This is a genomic window from Streptomyces sp. NPDC036822 (genome assembly GCF_055609145.1).
Genome location: NZ_JBVJPY010000009.1, coordinates 147,973 through 163,964, shown reverse-complemented (window position 1 = coordinate 163,964; position 15,992 = coordinate 147,973). Strand labels below are relative to the sequence as shown.

At 74.0% G+C, this 15,992-nt stretch carries 10 protein-coding genes; 5 read left to right on the top strand and 5 right to left on the bottom strand.

Going from position 1 to position 15,992, the window contains the following annotated elements; all coding sequences use genetic code 11:
• The first annotated feature begins 1 nt into the window (after position 1).
• The 5 genes from ACZ68P_RS21700 to ACZ68P_RS21680 all read left to right on the top strand — a co-directional run bounded on the left by ACZ68P_RS21700 (position 2) and on the right by ACZ68P_RS21680 (position 8,635).
• On the top strand, positions 2-1,045 hold the full coding sequence (locus ACZ68P_RS21700; RefSeq protein ID WP_471008503.1) for an ABC transporter permease: 1,044 nt from the start codon (positions 2-4) through the stop codon (positions 1,043-1,045).
• Entirely contained in the window at positions 1,042-2,019 is a 978-nt protein-coding gene (locus tag ACZ68P_RS21695; RefSeq protein ID WP_471008500.1) for a carbohydrate ABC transporter permease, read from the top strand. The genes ACZ68P_RS21700 and ACZ68P_RS21695 overlap by 4 nt, the downstream gene beginning before the upstream one ends.
• A 183-nt stretch (positions 2,020-2,202) precedes the next feature.
• The gene (locus tag ACZ68P_RS21690; RefSeq protein WP_471008498.1) at positions 2,203-4,416 is read left to right on the top strand and encodes a 1,4-beta-glucanase; all 2,214 of its coding nucleotides are present in this window, start codon (positions 2,203-2,205) and stop codon (positions 4,414-4,416) included.
• Entirely contained in the window at positions 4,416-6,416 is a 2,001-nt protein-coding gene (locus tag ACZ68P_RS21685) for a beta-galactosidase (RefSeq protein WP_471008496.1), read from the top strand. The genes ACZ68P_RS21690 and ACZ68P_RS21685 overlap by 1 nt, the downstream gene beginning before the upstream one ends.
• Positions 6,413-8,635 carry a glycosyl hydrolase family 95 catalytic domain-containing protein gene (locus ACZ68P_RS21680; protein ID WP_471008493.1) on the top strand — a complete coding sequence of 741 codons (2,223 nt, stop codon included), beginning with the start codon at positions 6,413-6,415 and terminating at the stop codon, positions 8,633-8,635. Before ACZ68P_RS21685 ends, ACZ68P_RS21680 begins: the two co-directional genes overlap by 4 nt.
• On the opposite strand, the gene ACZ68P_RS21675 is transcribed toward ACZ68P_RS21680, so the two are convergent.
• The 5 genes from ACZ68P_RS21675 to ACZ68P_RS21655 form a co-directional block, all read right to left on the bottom strand.
• Positions 8,625-9,641: a LacI family DNA-binding transcriptional regulator gene (locus tag ACZ68P_RS21675; protein ID WP_471008491.1), complete on the bottom strand. Its 1,017-nt coding sequence runs from the start codon at positions 9,639-9,641 to the stop codon at positions 8,625-8,627. The genes ACZ68P_RS21680 and ACZ68P_RS21675 overlap by 11 nt on opposite strands.
• A gap of 195 nt (positions 9,642-9,836) precedes the next feature.
• Positions 9,837-11,009: an aminotransferase class I/II-fold pyridoxal phosphate-dependent enzyme gene (locus ACZ68P_RS21670; RefSeq protein WP_471008489.1), complete on the bottom strand. Its 1,173-nt coding sequence runs from the start codon at positions 11,007-11,009 to the stop codon at positions 9,837-9,839.
• 293 nt (positions 11,010-11,302) lie between these two features.
• A complete protein-coding gene (locus tag ACZ68P_RS21665; RefSeq protein ID WP_471008487.1) occupies positions 11,303-12,268 on the bottom strand; it encodes a universal stress protein in 966 nt (321 codons plus the stop codon).
• 146 nt (positions 12,269-12,414) lie between these two features.
• The gene (locus tag ACZ68P_RS21660; protein WP_471008485.1) at positions 12,415-14,586 is read right to left on the bottom strand and encodes a PI-PLC domain-containing protein; all 2,172 of its coding nucleotides are present in this window, start codon (positions 14,584-14,586) and stop codon (positions 12,415-12,417) included.
• Between the two features lie 255 nt (positions 14,587-14,841).
• Complete coding sequence (locus ACZ68P_RS21655) at positions 14,842-15,939, bottom strand: baeRF3 domain-containing protein (protein WP_471008482.1); 1,098 nt, start codon at positions 15,937-15,939, stop codon at positions 14,842-14,844.
• Between the last annotated feature and the right edge of the window lie 53 nt (positions 15,940-15,992).

The window sequence follows — 15,992 nt, the reverse complement described above, 5'->3', positions numbered from 1 at the left end:
CGTGACCACGCCCGACACCGCGACCCCGGACCGGACGGCGGCGTCCGCTCCGCGGCCCCCCACGGGGAAGCCGGCGACCGCGCCGTCCCGGCCGGGCAGACCGGCCGGGACGTCCGGGAAGGTGCCCCTCGGCCGCCGCTTCCGGCGCGACCGGGCCCTGCTCCTCATGTCGGCCCCGGCTCTGCTGCTCGTCCTGGTCTTCCACTACATCCCGATCCTGGGCAACGTGGTCGCCTTCCAGGACTACGACCCCTACCTCTCCACCAACGGTGTGACCGCCGTCCTGGAGAGCCCCTGGGTCGGCTTCGACCAGTTCGAACGCGTCTTCTCCGACCCGGACTTCTGGCACGCGGTCGAGAACACCTTCGTCCTCTTCCTCCTCCAGCTCGTCCTCTTCTTCCCCGTACCGATCGCCCTCGCGCTGCTGGTCAACAGCGTGCTGCGGCCCCGCGTGCGGGCGATCGTCCAGTCCGTGCTCTACCTCCCCCACTTCTTCTCCTGGGTCCTCGTCGTCACCGTCTTCCAGCAGATCCTCGGCGGCGCCGGCATCATCGCCCAGACCCTGCGCCGGCACGGCTACGAAGGCTTCGACCTCATGACCGACCCGGGAATCTTCAAGTTCCTCGTCACGGCCGAGGGGATATGGAAGGACGCCGGCTGGGGCGTCATCGTCTTCCTCGCGGCCCTCGCCGCCGTCAACCAGGAGCTGTACGAGGCCGCCGCCATGGACGGAGCGGGCAGGTGGCGCCGGATGTGGCACGTCACGCTGCCGGCGCTCCGCCCGATCATCGCGCTGCTCCTCGTGCTGCGCGTGGGCGACGCCCTCACCGTCGGCTTCGAACAGCTGCTGCTGCAGCGCGACGCGGTCGGCCCCGGAGCGGCGGAGGTCCTCGACACCTTCGTGTGGTGGACCGGACTGCGCAGCCAGGACTTCAGCTACGCGGCCGCCGCCGGACTGATCAAGGGAGTCGTCGGCCTCGTGCTGGTCCTCTCCGCCAACAAGGCCGCCCATCTCATGGGCGAGCAGGGGGTGTACCGGAAATGACCGCGACGGCACCGGGACCCGGCAGGACCGCGTCCCCGCGGCGACCCACCACGGCCGGCGGGCCCCGGAGCGCCGGCCGCTGGGCCGCGCCCGACCGCCCCGTGTGGGAGGAGCCGCCCACCCGCGCCGGCCTCACCCTCAAGGGCGCCGCGCTCACCCTCTCCTGCCTCGCCGTGCTCTTCCCGCTGTGGATCGTGGTGGTGACCAGCCTCTCGTCCAAGAAGACGATCACGGAGACCGGCGGCCTGGTCATCGTGCCGAGGGACATCACCTTCATCGCCTACCAGGAGCTGCTCAGCGGCGGCCAGGTCACCCGCGCCGCCCTGGTCAGCGTCGCCGTGACCGTCGCCGGCACCCTCTTCTCGATGACGGTGTCCGTCCTGTGCGCCTACGGACTCTCCCGGCCGGGCTCGCTCGGCCACCGCTTCATCCTGCTCGCCCTGCTGGCCACCATGTTCTTCGGCGCCGGGCTGATCCCCACCTATCTGCTCGTCCAGACCCTCGGCCTGACCGACACCTATCTGGCGCTGATCCTGCCGAGCGCCGTGAGCGTCTTCAACATCCTCGTCCTGCGCGGCTTCTTCATGGGCATCTCCCCGGAACTCATCGACAGCGCCCGGATCGACGGCGCCGGGGACTTCCGCATCCTGTGGCAGGTCGTCATGCCTCTCTCCCGCGCCGTGATCGCCGTGATCACTCTCTTCTACGCCGTGGGCTACTGGAGCGCCTGGTTCAACGCCTCGATCTACCTCAGCGACCAGCGCATGATGCCGCTCCAGAACGTCCTCATCCAGCTGGTGCAGAAGCAGGAGATCCCGGTCGGCCTCGGCCAGGCGGTCAAGGCGGGCCCGCTGTCCGGACTCGCCGTCCAGATGGCCGTGATGGTGCTGGCCCTGCTGCCGGTCGCCGTGCTCTCCCCCTTCGTCCAGAAGCACTTCAAGAAGGGCATGCTCACCGGCGCGGTCAAGGGCTGACCGCCTCGCCTCGGGCCGGCCGCCCCCGCCAAGCCGGCTGTCCCTTCACGGGCTTACCCCCCCCCCGAAGGCCGGCCGCCCCGCCGACGGCCGGCCGCCGCTTCGAGGGCCGCCCGTGACCGCACGACAGCCCACCGCACCTCCCGTACCTCCCTGCCCGCCCCACCGACCGAGAGGTCCGCCATGCCGCGCACCCCGTCGTCCCATCCGTTCGGCCGCCGCACCGTCCTCACCGGAGCGGCGGCCACGGCCGCGGCCACCGCCCTCCCCCTCGCCCTGCCGGCGTCCCAGGGAGAGGCCGTCGCCGCGCCCGCTTCCCCCACCGCGGCCGCCCCCTACCGCTGGCGCACCGCGGCCATCGGCGGCACCGGCTTCGTCACCGGCGTGCTCTTCCACCCCGCCGTACGCGGACTGGCCTACGCCCGCACCGACATCGGCGGCGCCTACCGCTGGGACGAGGCACTCGCCCGATGGACCCCGCTCACCGACCACCTCGGCTGGGACGACTGGAACCTGCTCGGTGTCGAGGCGGTCGCCGTCGACCGCGCGCACCCCGACCGCCTCTACCTCGCGGTCGGCACCTACAGCCAGTCCTGGTCCGGCAACGGAGCCGTCCTGCGCTCCGAGGACCGCGGCGCCACCTGGGCCCGCACCGACCTCACCGTGAAGCTCGGCGCCAACGAGGACGGGCGGGGCACCGGCGAACGGCTCCTCGTCGACCCGCGCGACAGCGACACCCTGTGGCTGGGCACCCGCCACGACGGCCTGCTGAGGTCCACCGACCGCGGCGCCACCTGGGCCCCCGCCCCCGGCTTCCCCGGACAGCCCTCGGCCACCGGCCAGGGCGTCACCCTCCTCGTCGCCGCGGGCCGCACGCTCTACGCCGGCTGGGGCGACGGCGGCGGCGCGCTCCACCGCACCACCCCCACCGGCTGGGAGCCCGTGCCCGGCCGGCCCACCGGGCCCGCCGCCGCGATCCCGATCCGCGCCGCGTACGACGCCGCCACCCGCGAGCTGTACGTCACCTACGCCGACGCCCCCGGACCCAACGGGCAGACCGACGGCTCGGTGCACAAGCTGAACACCGTCACCGGCCGCTGGACCGACGTCACCCCCCTCCGGCCCGGCGGCGCGGACACCTTCGGCTACGGCGGCGTCGCCGTCGACGCCCGACGACCCGGCACCGTCGTCGTCTCCACCAACAACCGCTGGGCACAGGTCGACACCCTCCTGCGCACCACCGACGGCGGCGCCACCTGGACGTCCCTCAAGGACACGGCCGTGCTGGACGTGTCGGAAACCCCCTATCTCAACTGGGGCGGGGCCGCGCCGAAGTTCGGCTGGTGGATCCAGGCCGTCGCCCTGGACCCGTACGACTCGCGCCACCTGCTCTTCGGCACCGGCGCGACGCTCTACGCCACCCGGGACCTGGTCCACTGGGCCCCCCGCGTCCGCGGCCTGGAGGAGTCCGCCGTGCGCCGGCTGATCTCCCCGCCGGTCGGGACGGCGCGCCTGATCAGCGGGCTCGGCGACGTCGGCGTCATGTACCACGACAGCCTCACGGCGTCCCCCTCGCGCGGCATGGCCACACGCCCGGTGTTCGGGTCGGCGACCGGCCTCGCGCAGGCATCCGGGGCGCCGTCCTACGTCGTCCGCACCGGGTGGGGCGACCAGGGCAACGGCGCCTACTCCACCGACGGGGGCCGGACCTGGGCGCCCTTCCCCACCCAGCCCCCGATCGCCAAGGACGCACCCGGACCGATCGCGACGAGCGCCGACGCCCGGACCCTGCTCTGGTCCTTCGTGCACTGGGACGGCACCCGGCACGCGACCCACCGCTCCACCGACAACGGCGCCACCTGGACCGAGGTCCCCTCCTTCCCGAAGGGCGCCACCCCGGTCGCCGACCCGACCGACCCGACGCTCTTCTACGCGTACGACACCGACACCGGACACGTCCACGCGAGCACGGACAGCGGCCTCACCTTCACACCACGTGCGAGCGGACTCCCCGCCGGAGACACGCAGTTCCGCATCGAGGCCGCACCCGGCCGCCGGGGCCACCTCTGGCTCTCGGCGAAGGAGAACGGCCTCCACCGGTCGACCGACGCCGGACGCACCTTCACCAGGGTGACCGGCTGCCGGGCCTCCTACGCCCTCGGCTTCGGCAAGGCGGCGGACGGCGCCGCCTATCCGGCGATCTACCAGACCGGCGCCACCACCGGCGTCGTCGCCGTCCTCCGCTCCGACGACGAGGGCGCGAGCTGGACCCGTATCAACGACGACGCCCATCAGTGGGGCTGGACCGGCGAGGCGATCACCGGCGACCCGCGGACGTACGGCCGCGTCTACCTCGGGACCAACGGCCGGGGCATCCAGTACGGAGACATCGCCTGATGCCCGCCCTCGGCGACGTGACCCGGGCGGCGGCGGACCCGGACCGGGCCCGCATCCTCTTCGGCGGCGACTACAACCCCGAGCAGTGGCCCGAGGAGACCTGGCAGGAGGACGTCCGGCTGATGAAACGGGCCGGCGTCACCTCCGTCACCCTCGGCGTCTTCTCCTGGGCGCGCATCGAACCGCGCCCCGGCGCACGGGACTTCGGCTGGCTCGACCGGCTCATGGACCTCATGCACGACCACGGCATCGGCGTCGTGCTCGCCACCCCCACCTCCTCGCCCCCGCCCTGGCTGGGCCGCCTCCACCCGGAGACCCTGCCCCGCGACGACGACGGCCGGACCGAGTGGTGGGGATCCCGCCAGCACTTCTCCCACTCCAGCGAGGTCTACCGCCGCCACGCCGCCGCCGTCACCGAGGACCTCGCCGCCCGCTACGCCACCCACCCCGCCCTCGTCATGTGGCACATCAACAACGAGTACTGCACCGTCGACCACGGCGACGAGGCGGCCCGCACCTTCCGCCGCTGGCTCCAGGACAGGTACGGCACGACGGACGCGCTCAACGACGCCTGGGGGACCGCCTTCTGGGGCCAGCGCTACGACGACTGGAACGAGATCCTCCCCCCGCGCCGCGCCCACTACCTGAAGAACCCCGCCCAGCTGCTCGACTTCCGCCGCTACACCTCCGACATGCTCCTGGAGTGCTACGTCGCCGAGCGCGACATCGTCCGCCGGCACACCCCGCACCTCCCCATCACCACCAACTTCATGCCGTTCTGGACCGGGCAGGACGCCTGGCGCTGGGCCCGGGAGGAGGACGTCGTCTCCGTCGACGTCTACCCCGACCCGAAGGACCCGTACGGCGGCCAGTACAACGCCATGATCGGCGACATGACCCGCTCCCAGGCGGACGGCGGCCCGTGGATGGTGATGGAGCAGGCGGCCGGCGCGGTCAGCTGGCGGGGAGTCAACCACCCCAAACCGCCGGGCCTCAACCGCCTCTGGACCCTCCAGGCCGTCGCCCACGGGGCCGACGCCGTCTGCTACTTCCAGTGGCGCCAGTCCCGCCAGGGAGCGGAGAAGTGGCACTCCGGCATGCTCGGCCACGCGGGGGAGCGCGGCCGGATCTTCCAGGAGGTGGTCCGGATCGGCGAGGAGCTCGCCCTGCTCGGTCCCCACGTGGCGGGCACCCGCCTCACCGCGGACGTGGCGATCCTGCACGACTGGGACGCCTGGTGGGCCGGATCGCAGGACGGCGGGCCGTCCGTCCACCTCGACTACCCCGCACTCGTGCGCGCCTGGCACCGCGCCCTCTGGGACGCCCACCTCCCCACCTCCTTCGCCCACCCCTCCCACGACCTGTCCGCCCACCGGCTCGTCGTCGTCCCGCACCTCCCCCTCCTCGACGACCGGGCCGTCGACAACCTCGTCGGCTACGTACGCGGCGGCGGCACCGTCGTCTCCGGCTTCCTCACCGGCCTCCTGGACCAGGACGACCGCGTCCGCCCCGGGGGCATGGACCACCGGCTCCGTGCACTCTTCGGCATCGACCTCGTCCACGAACGGTGGCCGCTGGACGAGGGCGAACGCGTCGACTGCGGAGACTTCCTCGGCACGCTCTGGTCGGAGGAACTCACCCCCGCACCCGGCGCGGAGACGGTCGCCACCTACCGGGGCGGTGAGCTGGAAGGCCTGCCCGCCGTGCTCCGCAACGGCCGCGCCCGCTACCTCTCCACGCTCCCCGAGCCCACCGCCCTGCGCGACCTGCTCGCGGCCGTCGCGCGCGAGGCGGGGGCCCTCCCCCCTCTCGAAGGACTGCCCGACGGCGTGGAGGCGGTCCGCCGCGGCGAGCTGCTCTTCGTGCTCAACCACCGGCGCGACGAGGTCACCGTGCCCCTGCCCGGACGCCACCGCGACCTCCTCACGGCCGCGCCCGTACGGGACGCTCTGCGCCTGGAACGCCACGGTGTGGCGGTCCTGGCCGAGGAGACGCCGTGATCCACGGGACATGGGAGCCGGAAGCCGCCCGGCGGTGGGAGGACGCCTTCCTCTCCGGCAACGGCAGGCACGGCGCCATGGTCCTCGGCGACCCGGACGACGACCGCGTGATCATCACCCACCACACCCTCGTCCGGCCGCACGACGACCCGGAGGCCGCGCGGCCCCCGCGCCTCGCAGCCCGGCTGCCATGCCTCCAGGACCGGCTGCTCGCCGGGGACCGCACGGCGGCCGAGGACTTCACGGACGGACGCCCCACCCACTGGGTGCGCGCCTTCCACCCCGCCTTCCAGACCCGCCTGACGCGCGAGCCGGCCGACCGCCCCGGCGCCGCCTCCGTCCGCCGGCACGTCGACTTCACCACCGGAGTCGTCACCACCGACCAGGACCGTCGCCGCAGCCGCGTCTTCGTCTCCCGCGCCGACGACGTCGTCGTCCAGCACGTGACCGACCCCGGGCCCGCCGTCGAACTCGGCCTCGACCACCGGCTCCCCGGTGTCCCCGCCGACCTCTCGATCGGCCGGGGCGCGACGCTGACCGGGCACGACGCCGTCCTCACCCTGCGGGCCGGCTACCCGCGCGCCCGCCACGGCTACACGGGCGTCGTCCTGCTCCTCACGACGGGCGGCCGCGTCTCGATCACCACGTCGGGCGTACGGATCGAGGGCGCCCGGGACATCCTGACCCTCACGCGGGTACGGCGCCACGACGAGGAACTCGACGTGGCCCGGGAGGTCGCCGACCTGCGCGCACTGCTGCGCCGGCCCGACGGCGCCCCGGCCCGCTCCCGCGACCGCGGACGGCTCTGGACCGGGCTCCTCGCCCGCCACACCGCCCTGCACACGACCGCCTACGGCCGCGTGACGCTCGACCTCGCGGCGCACCCCTCCGAACGCGCGCTCCCCGGTTCCGTCCTGCTGCGCCGACCGCCCGGTCCCGCGCTGCTCGAACGGCTCTTCGCCGCCGGCCGCTACCACCTCCTCTCCTCCTCCGGCATGCTCCCGCCGCGCCTGACCGGCCTGTGGACGGGCGACTGGAACACCGCCTGGTCCGGCGCCTTCACCACCAACGCCAACCTCAACCTCCAGACCTCCTCGGCGGTCCCCGCCGACCTGCCCGAGGTCACGGCGGCACAGTCCGCGCTCATCGAGGGCCAGTTGCCCGACTGGCGCGACAACGCCCGGACCGTCTTCGGCGCCCGCGGCGTCGTCGCCCCCTCCCACACCGACGGCGAAAGCGGACACAGCTACCACTTCAGCCGCGCCTACCCCCTCCACCTGTGGACCGCCGGTGCCGACTGGCTGCTCAAGCCCCTGCTCGACGAGGAGGAGAGCCGCGGCGTGCGCAGCCCGCGTCTGACCGCCCTGCTCGACGAGGTGGCCGACTTCTACGAGGACTTCCTCACCCGGACCGGCCCGGACGGGCGCATCGCCGTCGTCCCCTCGTACTCCCCGGAGAACCGCCCCGCGAACGGAAGCTGGGGCGCGGTCGACGCGACGATGGACGTCTGCGCCGCCCGGCACGCCCTCCTGGCCGCCGCCGACCGCGCCCCCGGTCCGCGCGCCGCCCGCCTGCGCGCCCTCGCGGACCGGCTCGCGCCCCTGCGCGTCAACGACGACGGAGCGCTCGCGGAATGGGCCCGACCCGGGCTCGACGACCGCTACGACCACCGGCACCTCAGCCACCTCTACCCCGTCTGGCCGCTGGAGGAGATCAATCCCTACGACACCCCGGCCCTGGCGACGGCCGCCCGGCGCGCCCTCGACCTGCGCGGCAGCGAGAACGACGCGGCCCACGGCCACCTGCACCACGCCCTGATCGCCGCCCGGCTGCGGGACGCCGGCCGGGTCCAGATGTGCCTGGAGCGGCTTCTGACGGGTGACTACTTCCACGACTCGCTCATGAGCGCCCACTATCCCGGCCGCGACGTCTACAACGCCGACGCCGCCCACGCCCTGCCGGCCCTGCTCGTCGAGTCCCTGGTGCAGTCCACGCCCGGGCGCCTCGTCCTGCTTCCCGCGCCTCCCGCCGCCTGCCCGTCCGGGCGGCTGACGGGCGTCAGGACCCGGTGCGGCGTGCGGCTCGATCTGGACTGGGCCCCGGGGACGTACACGGCGGTCCTCCGGCCGACCCGTACCGTACGGATCGATCTGCGGACCCCGGACGGCTCCGCCACGCTCGACCTCGCCGAGGGCGAGGAGCGTGTCGTCACCGCGTGAGACGGGGAGCGGGGCCCGAGCTGTCGCGCACGGTGAGGACGGGCGTGAGGAGTTCGACGCCGTGGTCGCCGGTTCCGTCCAGTCGCGCGACCAGGCGTTCCACGGCCCGCCGGCCCAGTTCCTGTGCGGGGATCGCCACCGAGGTGAGGCGCACCGACGCCTGGGCGGCGAGCTGGTCGGGACAGACCGCGACCACCGACACGTCCTCGGGCACGGCCCGGCCCGTGCGGCGGAGCAGCGCGAGCAGCGGCTCGACGGCGGACTCGTTCTGCACCACGAAGCCGGTGGTGCCGGGCCGTTCGTCGAAGATGCGGGCGAGCGTGCCGGAGAGCGCGTCGTGGCCGCCCTCGCAGGGCCGGTGGAGCAGGCCCAGGCCGCGGGCGGCGGCGCGGCCGCGCAGTCCGCGCAGGGTCCGCTCGGCGAATCCCGTGTGGCGGGCGTAGACGCCGGGGGACTCGCCGATGACGGCGACGTCCCGGTGGCCCAGCTCGGCCAGGTGGTCCACGCACAGCGCGCCGGCCGCCTCGAAGTCCAGATCGACGCAGCTCAGTCCGGCCGGGTCGGCCGGGAGCCCGAGGAGCACGGCCGGCTGTCCGGCGGCGCGCAGCAGCGGGAGCCGCTCGTCGTCGAGCTGGATGTCCGTCAGGATCGTCGCCTCGGCGAGGCCGCTGCCGGTGACCCGGCGCATGGCCGAGGGGCCCTCCTCGCCGGTGAGCAGGAGCACGTCGTAGCCGTGCGTCCGCGCGGTGGTCGCGACGGCGACCGCGATCTCCATCATGACGGGGACGTACATGTCGGTCCGCAGCGGGACCATGAGGGCGATGACACGGGACCGGCTGCTGGCGAGGGCGCGGGCCCCGGCGTGGGGCTGGTAACCCAGCCGGTCGATGCTCTCGCGGACCCGCTGCCGGGTCACGGCCGAGATGGAGCGCTTGCCGCTCAGGACGTAACTGACCGTGCTGGCGGACACTCCGGCGTGCCGGGCGACTTCGGCGAGGGTGACCATCCGCGCTCCCGGCAGACTCTTGAGGTGTGGTGAAACGCTTCGACATCGGCTGCGGCGACCCATGCGCCGACGGTCCTGAGAGACGGTAACCCGGCCGGTACAGCGTGTCCATAGCTTCTCGACGGCCGCGTCGAAGCGCTTCGATGAAGCGGCCTTCCTTGCAGCCGCTCTTCCTGCACCTCCGGGCGCGGGGGGTCAGCCGACGAGGCGGGCGGCGGCGATCCTCCGCACCGCCTCCGTCAGTTGCTCGGTGCTCGCGCACGTCGTCAGCCGCACGAACCCCTCCCCGCACGGCCCGAACGCCGTCCCAGGGATGGAGGAGACGCCCGCCCGGTGCAGCAGCTCCTCGGAGAACCACTCGCTCGAGACGCCCCCGGGCGTACGGACCAGGGTGTACACCGCCGCGCGGGGGCGCAGCACCTCGAGACCGGCCGCCTCCAGGCCGTCGCAGAGGAGGTTCATGCGCGCGCGGTAGACGTCCCGCAGCCGGTCCGGATACTCCGTGGTGTCGGTGAGGGCGGTCACCGCCGCGTGCTGGACGGCGCCGAACGCCCCCGCGTCCGAATGGGTCTTGACGGCGCGCAGCGCCCCCACGGCGTGCGGATTGCCGGCCGCGAAGCCGACCCGCCGGCCCGGCATGTGGTACGCCTGCGACAGGGAGTGGAACTCGATCCCGCACTCCATCGCGCCGGGGGAGCCGAGGAAGGACGGCGGGGGCGCGCCGTCGTAGTAGATCTCGCTGTAGACCGCGTCGGACGCCACCAGGATGTCGTGGCGCAGTGCGAACCGGGCCAGCTCGTCGTAGAAGGCGCGGGAGGCCACCGCCCCCGTGGGGTTGTTGGGATAGCAGATCCAGAACAGCTTGGCCCGGCGGGCGGTGTCGGCCGGAATGGCCTCCAGGTCCGGCAGGAAGCCGTTCCGCTCCCGCAGGGGTACGCGCACCACCTCCGCGCCGCAGAGCCTCGCCCAGGTCGCGTAGACGGGATAGGCCGGGTCCGGTACGAGCACCACGTCGTCCCAGTCCAGATAGGCGAGCGCCAGATGGGCCATGGCCTCCCTGCTGCCCAGGGTCGCCAGCACCTCGGTCTCGGGGTCGGCCGCCACGCCGAAGCGCCGGGCCAGGAAGCCGCTCGCCGCCTCCCGCAGGAGGCGCGCGCCGCGACAGGGCGCGTGGCGGTGCGGGGAGAGGTCCCGCACGGCCTCCCGCATCGCCTCGACGATGTGCGGAGGAGTCGGCAGATCGCAGTCGCCGACACCGAGCGGGACCGGCGGGCGCCCGGTCCGCTCGGCCATCTCCCTCTCCCGGTCGACGAACGAGAACAGATAGTCGTCCGTGGACGCCGGACGACGGGCGGGCTCGGGCGGCACGTCCACACTCCTCAAGATCGGGAACGCCGGGGACGAACGTATCGACTTCCCCGTGGCGGGGCGCCGACTCCGCACTCCCGCTGACGAGTTCTCGCCAATGCGCTCCGATTCCCGCCCGCGCCCCGCTAGGGTGCACTGCATCGCGGACTCCGGGCCCCCGGCTGACCTGCGCCTCCGGGCCGTTCTTCTCCACGGCTCCCGGCCGCCGCCCCGCCGCCCCGGCCGTTCCGCTCCCCGGCTCCCCTGCCGCCCCGGCCGTCCCGTAGGGCCGGACTCCGCCACCCGGTAAGGTCTCAGCGCGCCGGCGGCGGGATCACCGCCACCGGGCAGTGCGCGTGATGCACCACGGCATGCGCGACCGAGCCCATGAGCAGCGACTCCACCCGGTGCCCACGATGGCGCCCCACCACGACGAGACCCGCGCTCCGGGACCCCTCCACCAACTGCCCCGCCGCGTCCGACGGCACGACCGAGGGCACGACCTCCACCTCCGGAAAGCGCTCGGTGAACGGCCGCAGCCGCTCCCGCTGCCGCTCGGCCGTCTCCCGCACGAGATCCGGAGCGTCTTCCAACGGAAGCGGAGGCGGCACCTGCAAGGCCGGAGCGGGCGGCCCGATCAGCATCACCGGCGACGGCGGCACACGGTAGGCGGTCACCGCTTCGAGACCCACACCGCGCTGCCGCGCGGCCTCGAAGGCGAAGTCGAGCACCTCGTCCGAGGTCTCGTCCGGGTGGACGCCGGCCAGGATCCGTCCCGCCTCCGCGCCGCTCTCCAGCGACAGGGCCCGCGCCTCGTGCGGCACGACGACGACCGGGCACGCCGCGGCCGACGCCAGCTTCCGGCTGGTCGAGCCCAGCAGCAGCGTCGCGAAACCACCGCGGCCGCGCGAGCCGACCACCAGCAGCCCGGCATGGCGCGCCTCGGCCAGCAGCGCGTCGGTCACCGAGCCGTCCAGGGACACGTACCGCACGGGCACACCCCCGCCGCCCTGCCCGCCCCACTCGCCGCTCCCGGCGTCCGCCGGCACGCCGCCCCGCTCCTCGATCCACGCACGCACGCCGTCGGTGACCGAGTCGCGGATCTCCGGCTCCTCCCCCAAGGAGGAGATGCGGGCGGCGCCGAGCTGGAGGGCCTCGGAGCGCACATGGGCGACCACGAGGGGCGCGCCCGCCCCCCGGGCGGCGCTCAGAGCCCATTCGAGGGCCCGCCGGCTGTTCTCGGAACCGTCGAAGCCGACGATGAAAGACGTCTCGCTCATACCGGGATCATTTCCCGCACGTCGGGAGGCGTCCCGGACCGCCACGCCGACGCGTCGAAGGAGCCCCGCCCGTCGACGCCCGGGAGAACCGGGCCCGTCGAGTCCCGGGGCCGCCCGGCACGCCGACGCCTCGGAGGTGCCCCGCCTCAGGAACCGTCCGCCCGTTCCGCGTTGAGCGCGTCCACGGCGGACCGCGCCTCGCCGATCGTCACGTAGTCGACGGCCACGAAGGTGACGGGCCTGCCGCGCGCGCGTTCGCAGGCGTGCGCACGGTCGAGGACGCTGTCGCGCGCGTTCACCTTCGCCGCGTCCAGGCGACTGCCGCCGTCGATCGTGACGAAGTGGTTGAGCAGGAACAGCCGCTTGTCCGTGCCGCCCCGGTGCGGCACGCAGGACATCTCCCCGGGGTCGCGGAAGGCGTACGGCGTCTCCATGGCGTAGTCGTAGAAATTGCGGTACCAGGGCGCCGGTCCGTCGGCCCGCTCGGCGAACACCACGAGCCGGCGCCCGGAGTCGACCATCTCGCCGAGCGTGGGCCAGCGGCGGTCCGGATCCCGGTGGGGCGTGTGGAGCAGGTCCTCCAGGCCCGCTTCGCGGAAGGCCGCCTCGGTGTCGGCGGCGCTGACGGAGTCCTGGACGATGAGGGTGACGACCTCGGTGGGGTGGTCGCGCAGCCAGTCGCCGATCCGCCGCAGGGCCGGAACCAGCTCCACCGCCCCGGCGCGGCACACGGAGTGACACAGCCACAGGCCCGGCCTCGGCGGATTGAACCGTGTGACGGCGTCCACGATCCGCAGCCTGGTCTCCGGCGGGAAGTCCGACTCCGCCAGCCGGGCCGTCACCTCCTCGGGCCGCTCCCACCGGTAGGTGTCCAGCTGGAGCGCGCGTACCCCGGCGTTCAGCTGACCGGTGATGTCGGGGTCCTGGAGCGGTCCGATGAACCGGTCCGCGGTCGTCGACATGCCGTTGTGCGAGGTGAGCTGGGCGACCTCGTCGTACCGCAGGTCGCACAACCGCGCGTCCCCCTGACAGACCCGGGACCCGCCGCCGGCGAAGGCGAGGGGGACGAGGGCCACGCCGCTGAGCGCCACGGCCGTCACGCCGGCCGCCGACCAGACGGACGCGCGGCGCGCCACCTCCAGGACGGGGCGCCGCTGGACGGCAAGCCCCAGGGCGAGGGCCGTCGCCCCGGCCGCCAGAGCGACGAACGCGGCCGTCAGCGCTCCGGAGAGGACACGGTCGAGCGCGGTGCGCTGGATGTCGTCCACGAGACGGGTCAGCGAATCCGGCCAGGACGCCGGGGGAGAGACCACCCGGCCGCCCGCGGTCAGACTCAGCACGGCCACGGCCAGGGCCGTCAGGATGCCTCCCGCCGCCAGGGCCCACCCCAGGTGGCGCAGCCGCCGGGGGAGTGACTCGGGGCCCGTGAACCACAGGGCGGCGAGCGCCGCCGCCCCCAGGAGCGCGGCCAGCGGCTCCACGACACCGAGGGTGAGATGGGTGGCTCCACGGATCCGGTGGACGGTGTCGAGGGAGCCGTCGCCGCGTTCGAGGTCGGCCGTGATGTTCCAGCTGCCGTCGTCGGCGGCCGTACGCACACGCTCGACGGCCTCGCGGGTCCGGTCGGAGAAGACGGCGGGCCCCACGGACGCCAGCGCCGTCGCCACGTCGCCGTCCCGCAGCGCGAGGTCCACCTCGGGACGCAGGTCCTCGCGCCGGTCCTCGGGTACGAGCCGGAGGAGGGCGTCGGAGGCGGTGGCCGCCTGATCGGCGGTCAGGGACAGCTTCGGCAGCCCGGCCGGTGGCCGTCCGGCCGCCACCTCGACGAGCGAGGCGTCGAGTTCGCGGAGGAAGGCCGGGAAGTCGGGGGCGGGCCGCTCCTGGAGGGAGGCGACCAGGTCGCCGAAGTACGCCTGCGTGAGGTGACCGAGGTTGTCCACGACGGGCTTGAGGTCGGCGGAGAGTGTCAGAGCGTCCCGGTCGCCCCGCAGGTACGCGATCAGATGCGCGATCTGCTCGTCGGTCAGGGCGCGAAGGGTCTCCGGCGGCAGGACCGTCTTCAGATTGGACGTCAGCACGGCCTCGTTCACCGGAAGCCGCCCCAGCAGCTCACGGGTGACGGGGGTCAGCTCGGGATCGACGAGCACCTCGTCGTACAGCCGCTCGTAGGTCCGCTCCCGGGCGAGGACGTCGCGGTGGAAACCCGCGTTCAGTACGGTGCTGCGGGCCGTGGCCGTGGCGGCGACGATCAGTACGCACAGCACCGCGCACACGTAGGCCACGCCGCGAAGGACCGGCATCCACGGAGGCGCACGCATCCCCTCATCCTGAGCCATCCGGGCCCCCGGCGCGACCCGGGGAGGGGCCCGGACGCGTCGGAACCGCTCGCCGAACGGCCCGTCGGAGTTCGGCGGGGGTAGAAGCCTCGCGGTGACGGCCCGCCGGAGCTTCGGCGGCAGACGGGGGGCGCGAACCTCCCGGAGGCAGCGCGCCGGAACGCTGTCGGCCGGCGCGTCGGCCCTTTGGTGACGGTCCGTCGGAGCCGTGGCGTCGGAGGCGCGTCGGAACCGCTCTCAGTAGCGCAGTACGCTCGCGACGCGACCCGCCGCGGCGAGCGTGCCGTCGGGAACGAAGCGCACCCGGGCGCCGGAGCTCAGGGCCCGCTCGACGATCTCGTCCACGATGTCCTCCCGCGAGTCCGCCTCGCCCGCCGCGACGGGCTCGAGGTGGTCGCCGTGGTCGCGTACCGTCACCCGGAACGTGTCCTCCACCGCCAGCAGCCCCACCCGGCCCTCGGACACACCGCGCCAGACCTCGTCCAGGCCGCCCGCGAAGGTCTTCTGGCTGCGCGCCCGGTCCAGCTGACCGAGCAGCGACGCCACCTCGTGCCGCGACTGTTCCCCGACCGCCGGCGCGACCGCGTCACGTACGGCCGAGGCCGGTCCGGCCGCGAGGCCGCCGTGCGTGACCGTGGTCAGCGCGTGCTTGGCGACGGTCCCGACCTCGGCCAGGAGCGAGAGCGCGGGGGCGTCACCGACGATGTAGAGCGGCCGGGGGTCGGCGTCCAGGGCCATCACCGCCGCCGCGTCCGCGTCGCGCAGGAACTGCCGTGTCCGCTCGTCCCCGTAGGTGCCGGGCACGTCGCCGACGCGCTCCTCCCGCTCCACGTCCTGCTTCTCCAGGCTCCGCGTGACGGGGAAGGTGTCGTCGGACCGCTCGGTCAGCCGCTCGCCGGACCCGCTCCACAAGGACACCCGGTCGGCCGCCACCACCAGGACCCAGTGGGGCCGGTCGAGTGTGCGCGCGGCGACGAGGTTGCGGGTCAGGAACGTGTCCGAGAGGACGACCCGCTCCGGTACCGCACGGGACACCGTCCATACGTGGTGCTCGCCGGGCGCGGCGAAGAGGACCAGGCCGTCCTCGGCGTGCGTCAGGTCGACTTCGGACACGGCGGCCCGCAGCTGCCCGACCACGTCCAGGCGGCGCTCGCGGGTGACGGCCGGATCCGCCGTGAGACGCTGCTCGGCCTCGGCGACGAGGTTGCGCAGACGGACCGGGTCCTGCGCGTTGTCCGGTTCGCGACGGTGCGTGGGCATGACGATCGACAGCGCCGGGTACGGCCGCGGCTCGCGCAGCCGGGCCAGAACGGCGGTGCTGAGGTGGGGGTGCATCGGGTCCCTTCCGACGGGAGGTGGCCGGCCGCCCCGGGGTGCCCGACGGGGTG

What these genes read in the sequence shown, in the direction of transcription:
- ACZ68P_RS21695 (WP_471008500.1), top strand. Translation starts at nt 1,042, where the DNA reads ATGACCGCGACGGCACCGGGACCCGGCAGGACCGCGTCCCCGCGGCGA.
- ACZ68P_RS21690 (WP_471008498.1), top strand. Translation starts at nt 2,203, where the DNA reads ATGCCGCGCACCCCGTCGTCCCATCCGTTCGGCCGCCGCACCGTCCTC.
- ACZ68P_RS21685 (WP_471008496.1), top strand. Translation starts at nt 4,416, where the DNA reads ATGCCCGCCCTCGGCGACGTGACCCGGGCGGCGGCGGACCCGGACCGG.
- ACZ68P_RS21675 (WP_471008491.1), bottom strand. Translation starts at nt 9,641, where the DNA reads ATGGTCACCCTCGCCGAAGTCGCCCGGCACGCCGGAGTGTCCGCCAGC.
- ACZ68P_RS21665 (WP_471008487.1), bottom strand. Translation starts at nt 12,268, where the DNA reads ATGAGCGAGACGTCTTTCATCGTCGGCTTCGACGGTTCCGAGAACAGC.
- ACZ68P_RS21660 (WP_471008485.1), bottom strand. Translation starts at nt 14,586, where the DNA reads ATGCGTGCGCCTCCGTGGATGCCGGTCCTTCGCGGCGTGGCCTACGTG.
- ACZ68P_RS21655 (WP_471008482.1), bottom strand. Translation starts at nt 15,939, where the DNA reads ATGCACCCCCACCTCAGCACCGCCGTTCTGGCCCGGCTGCGCGAGCCG.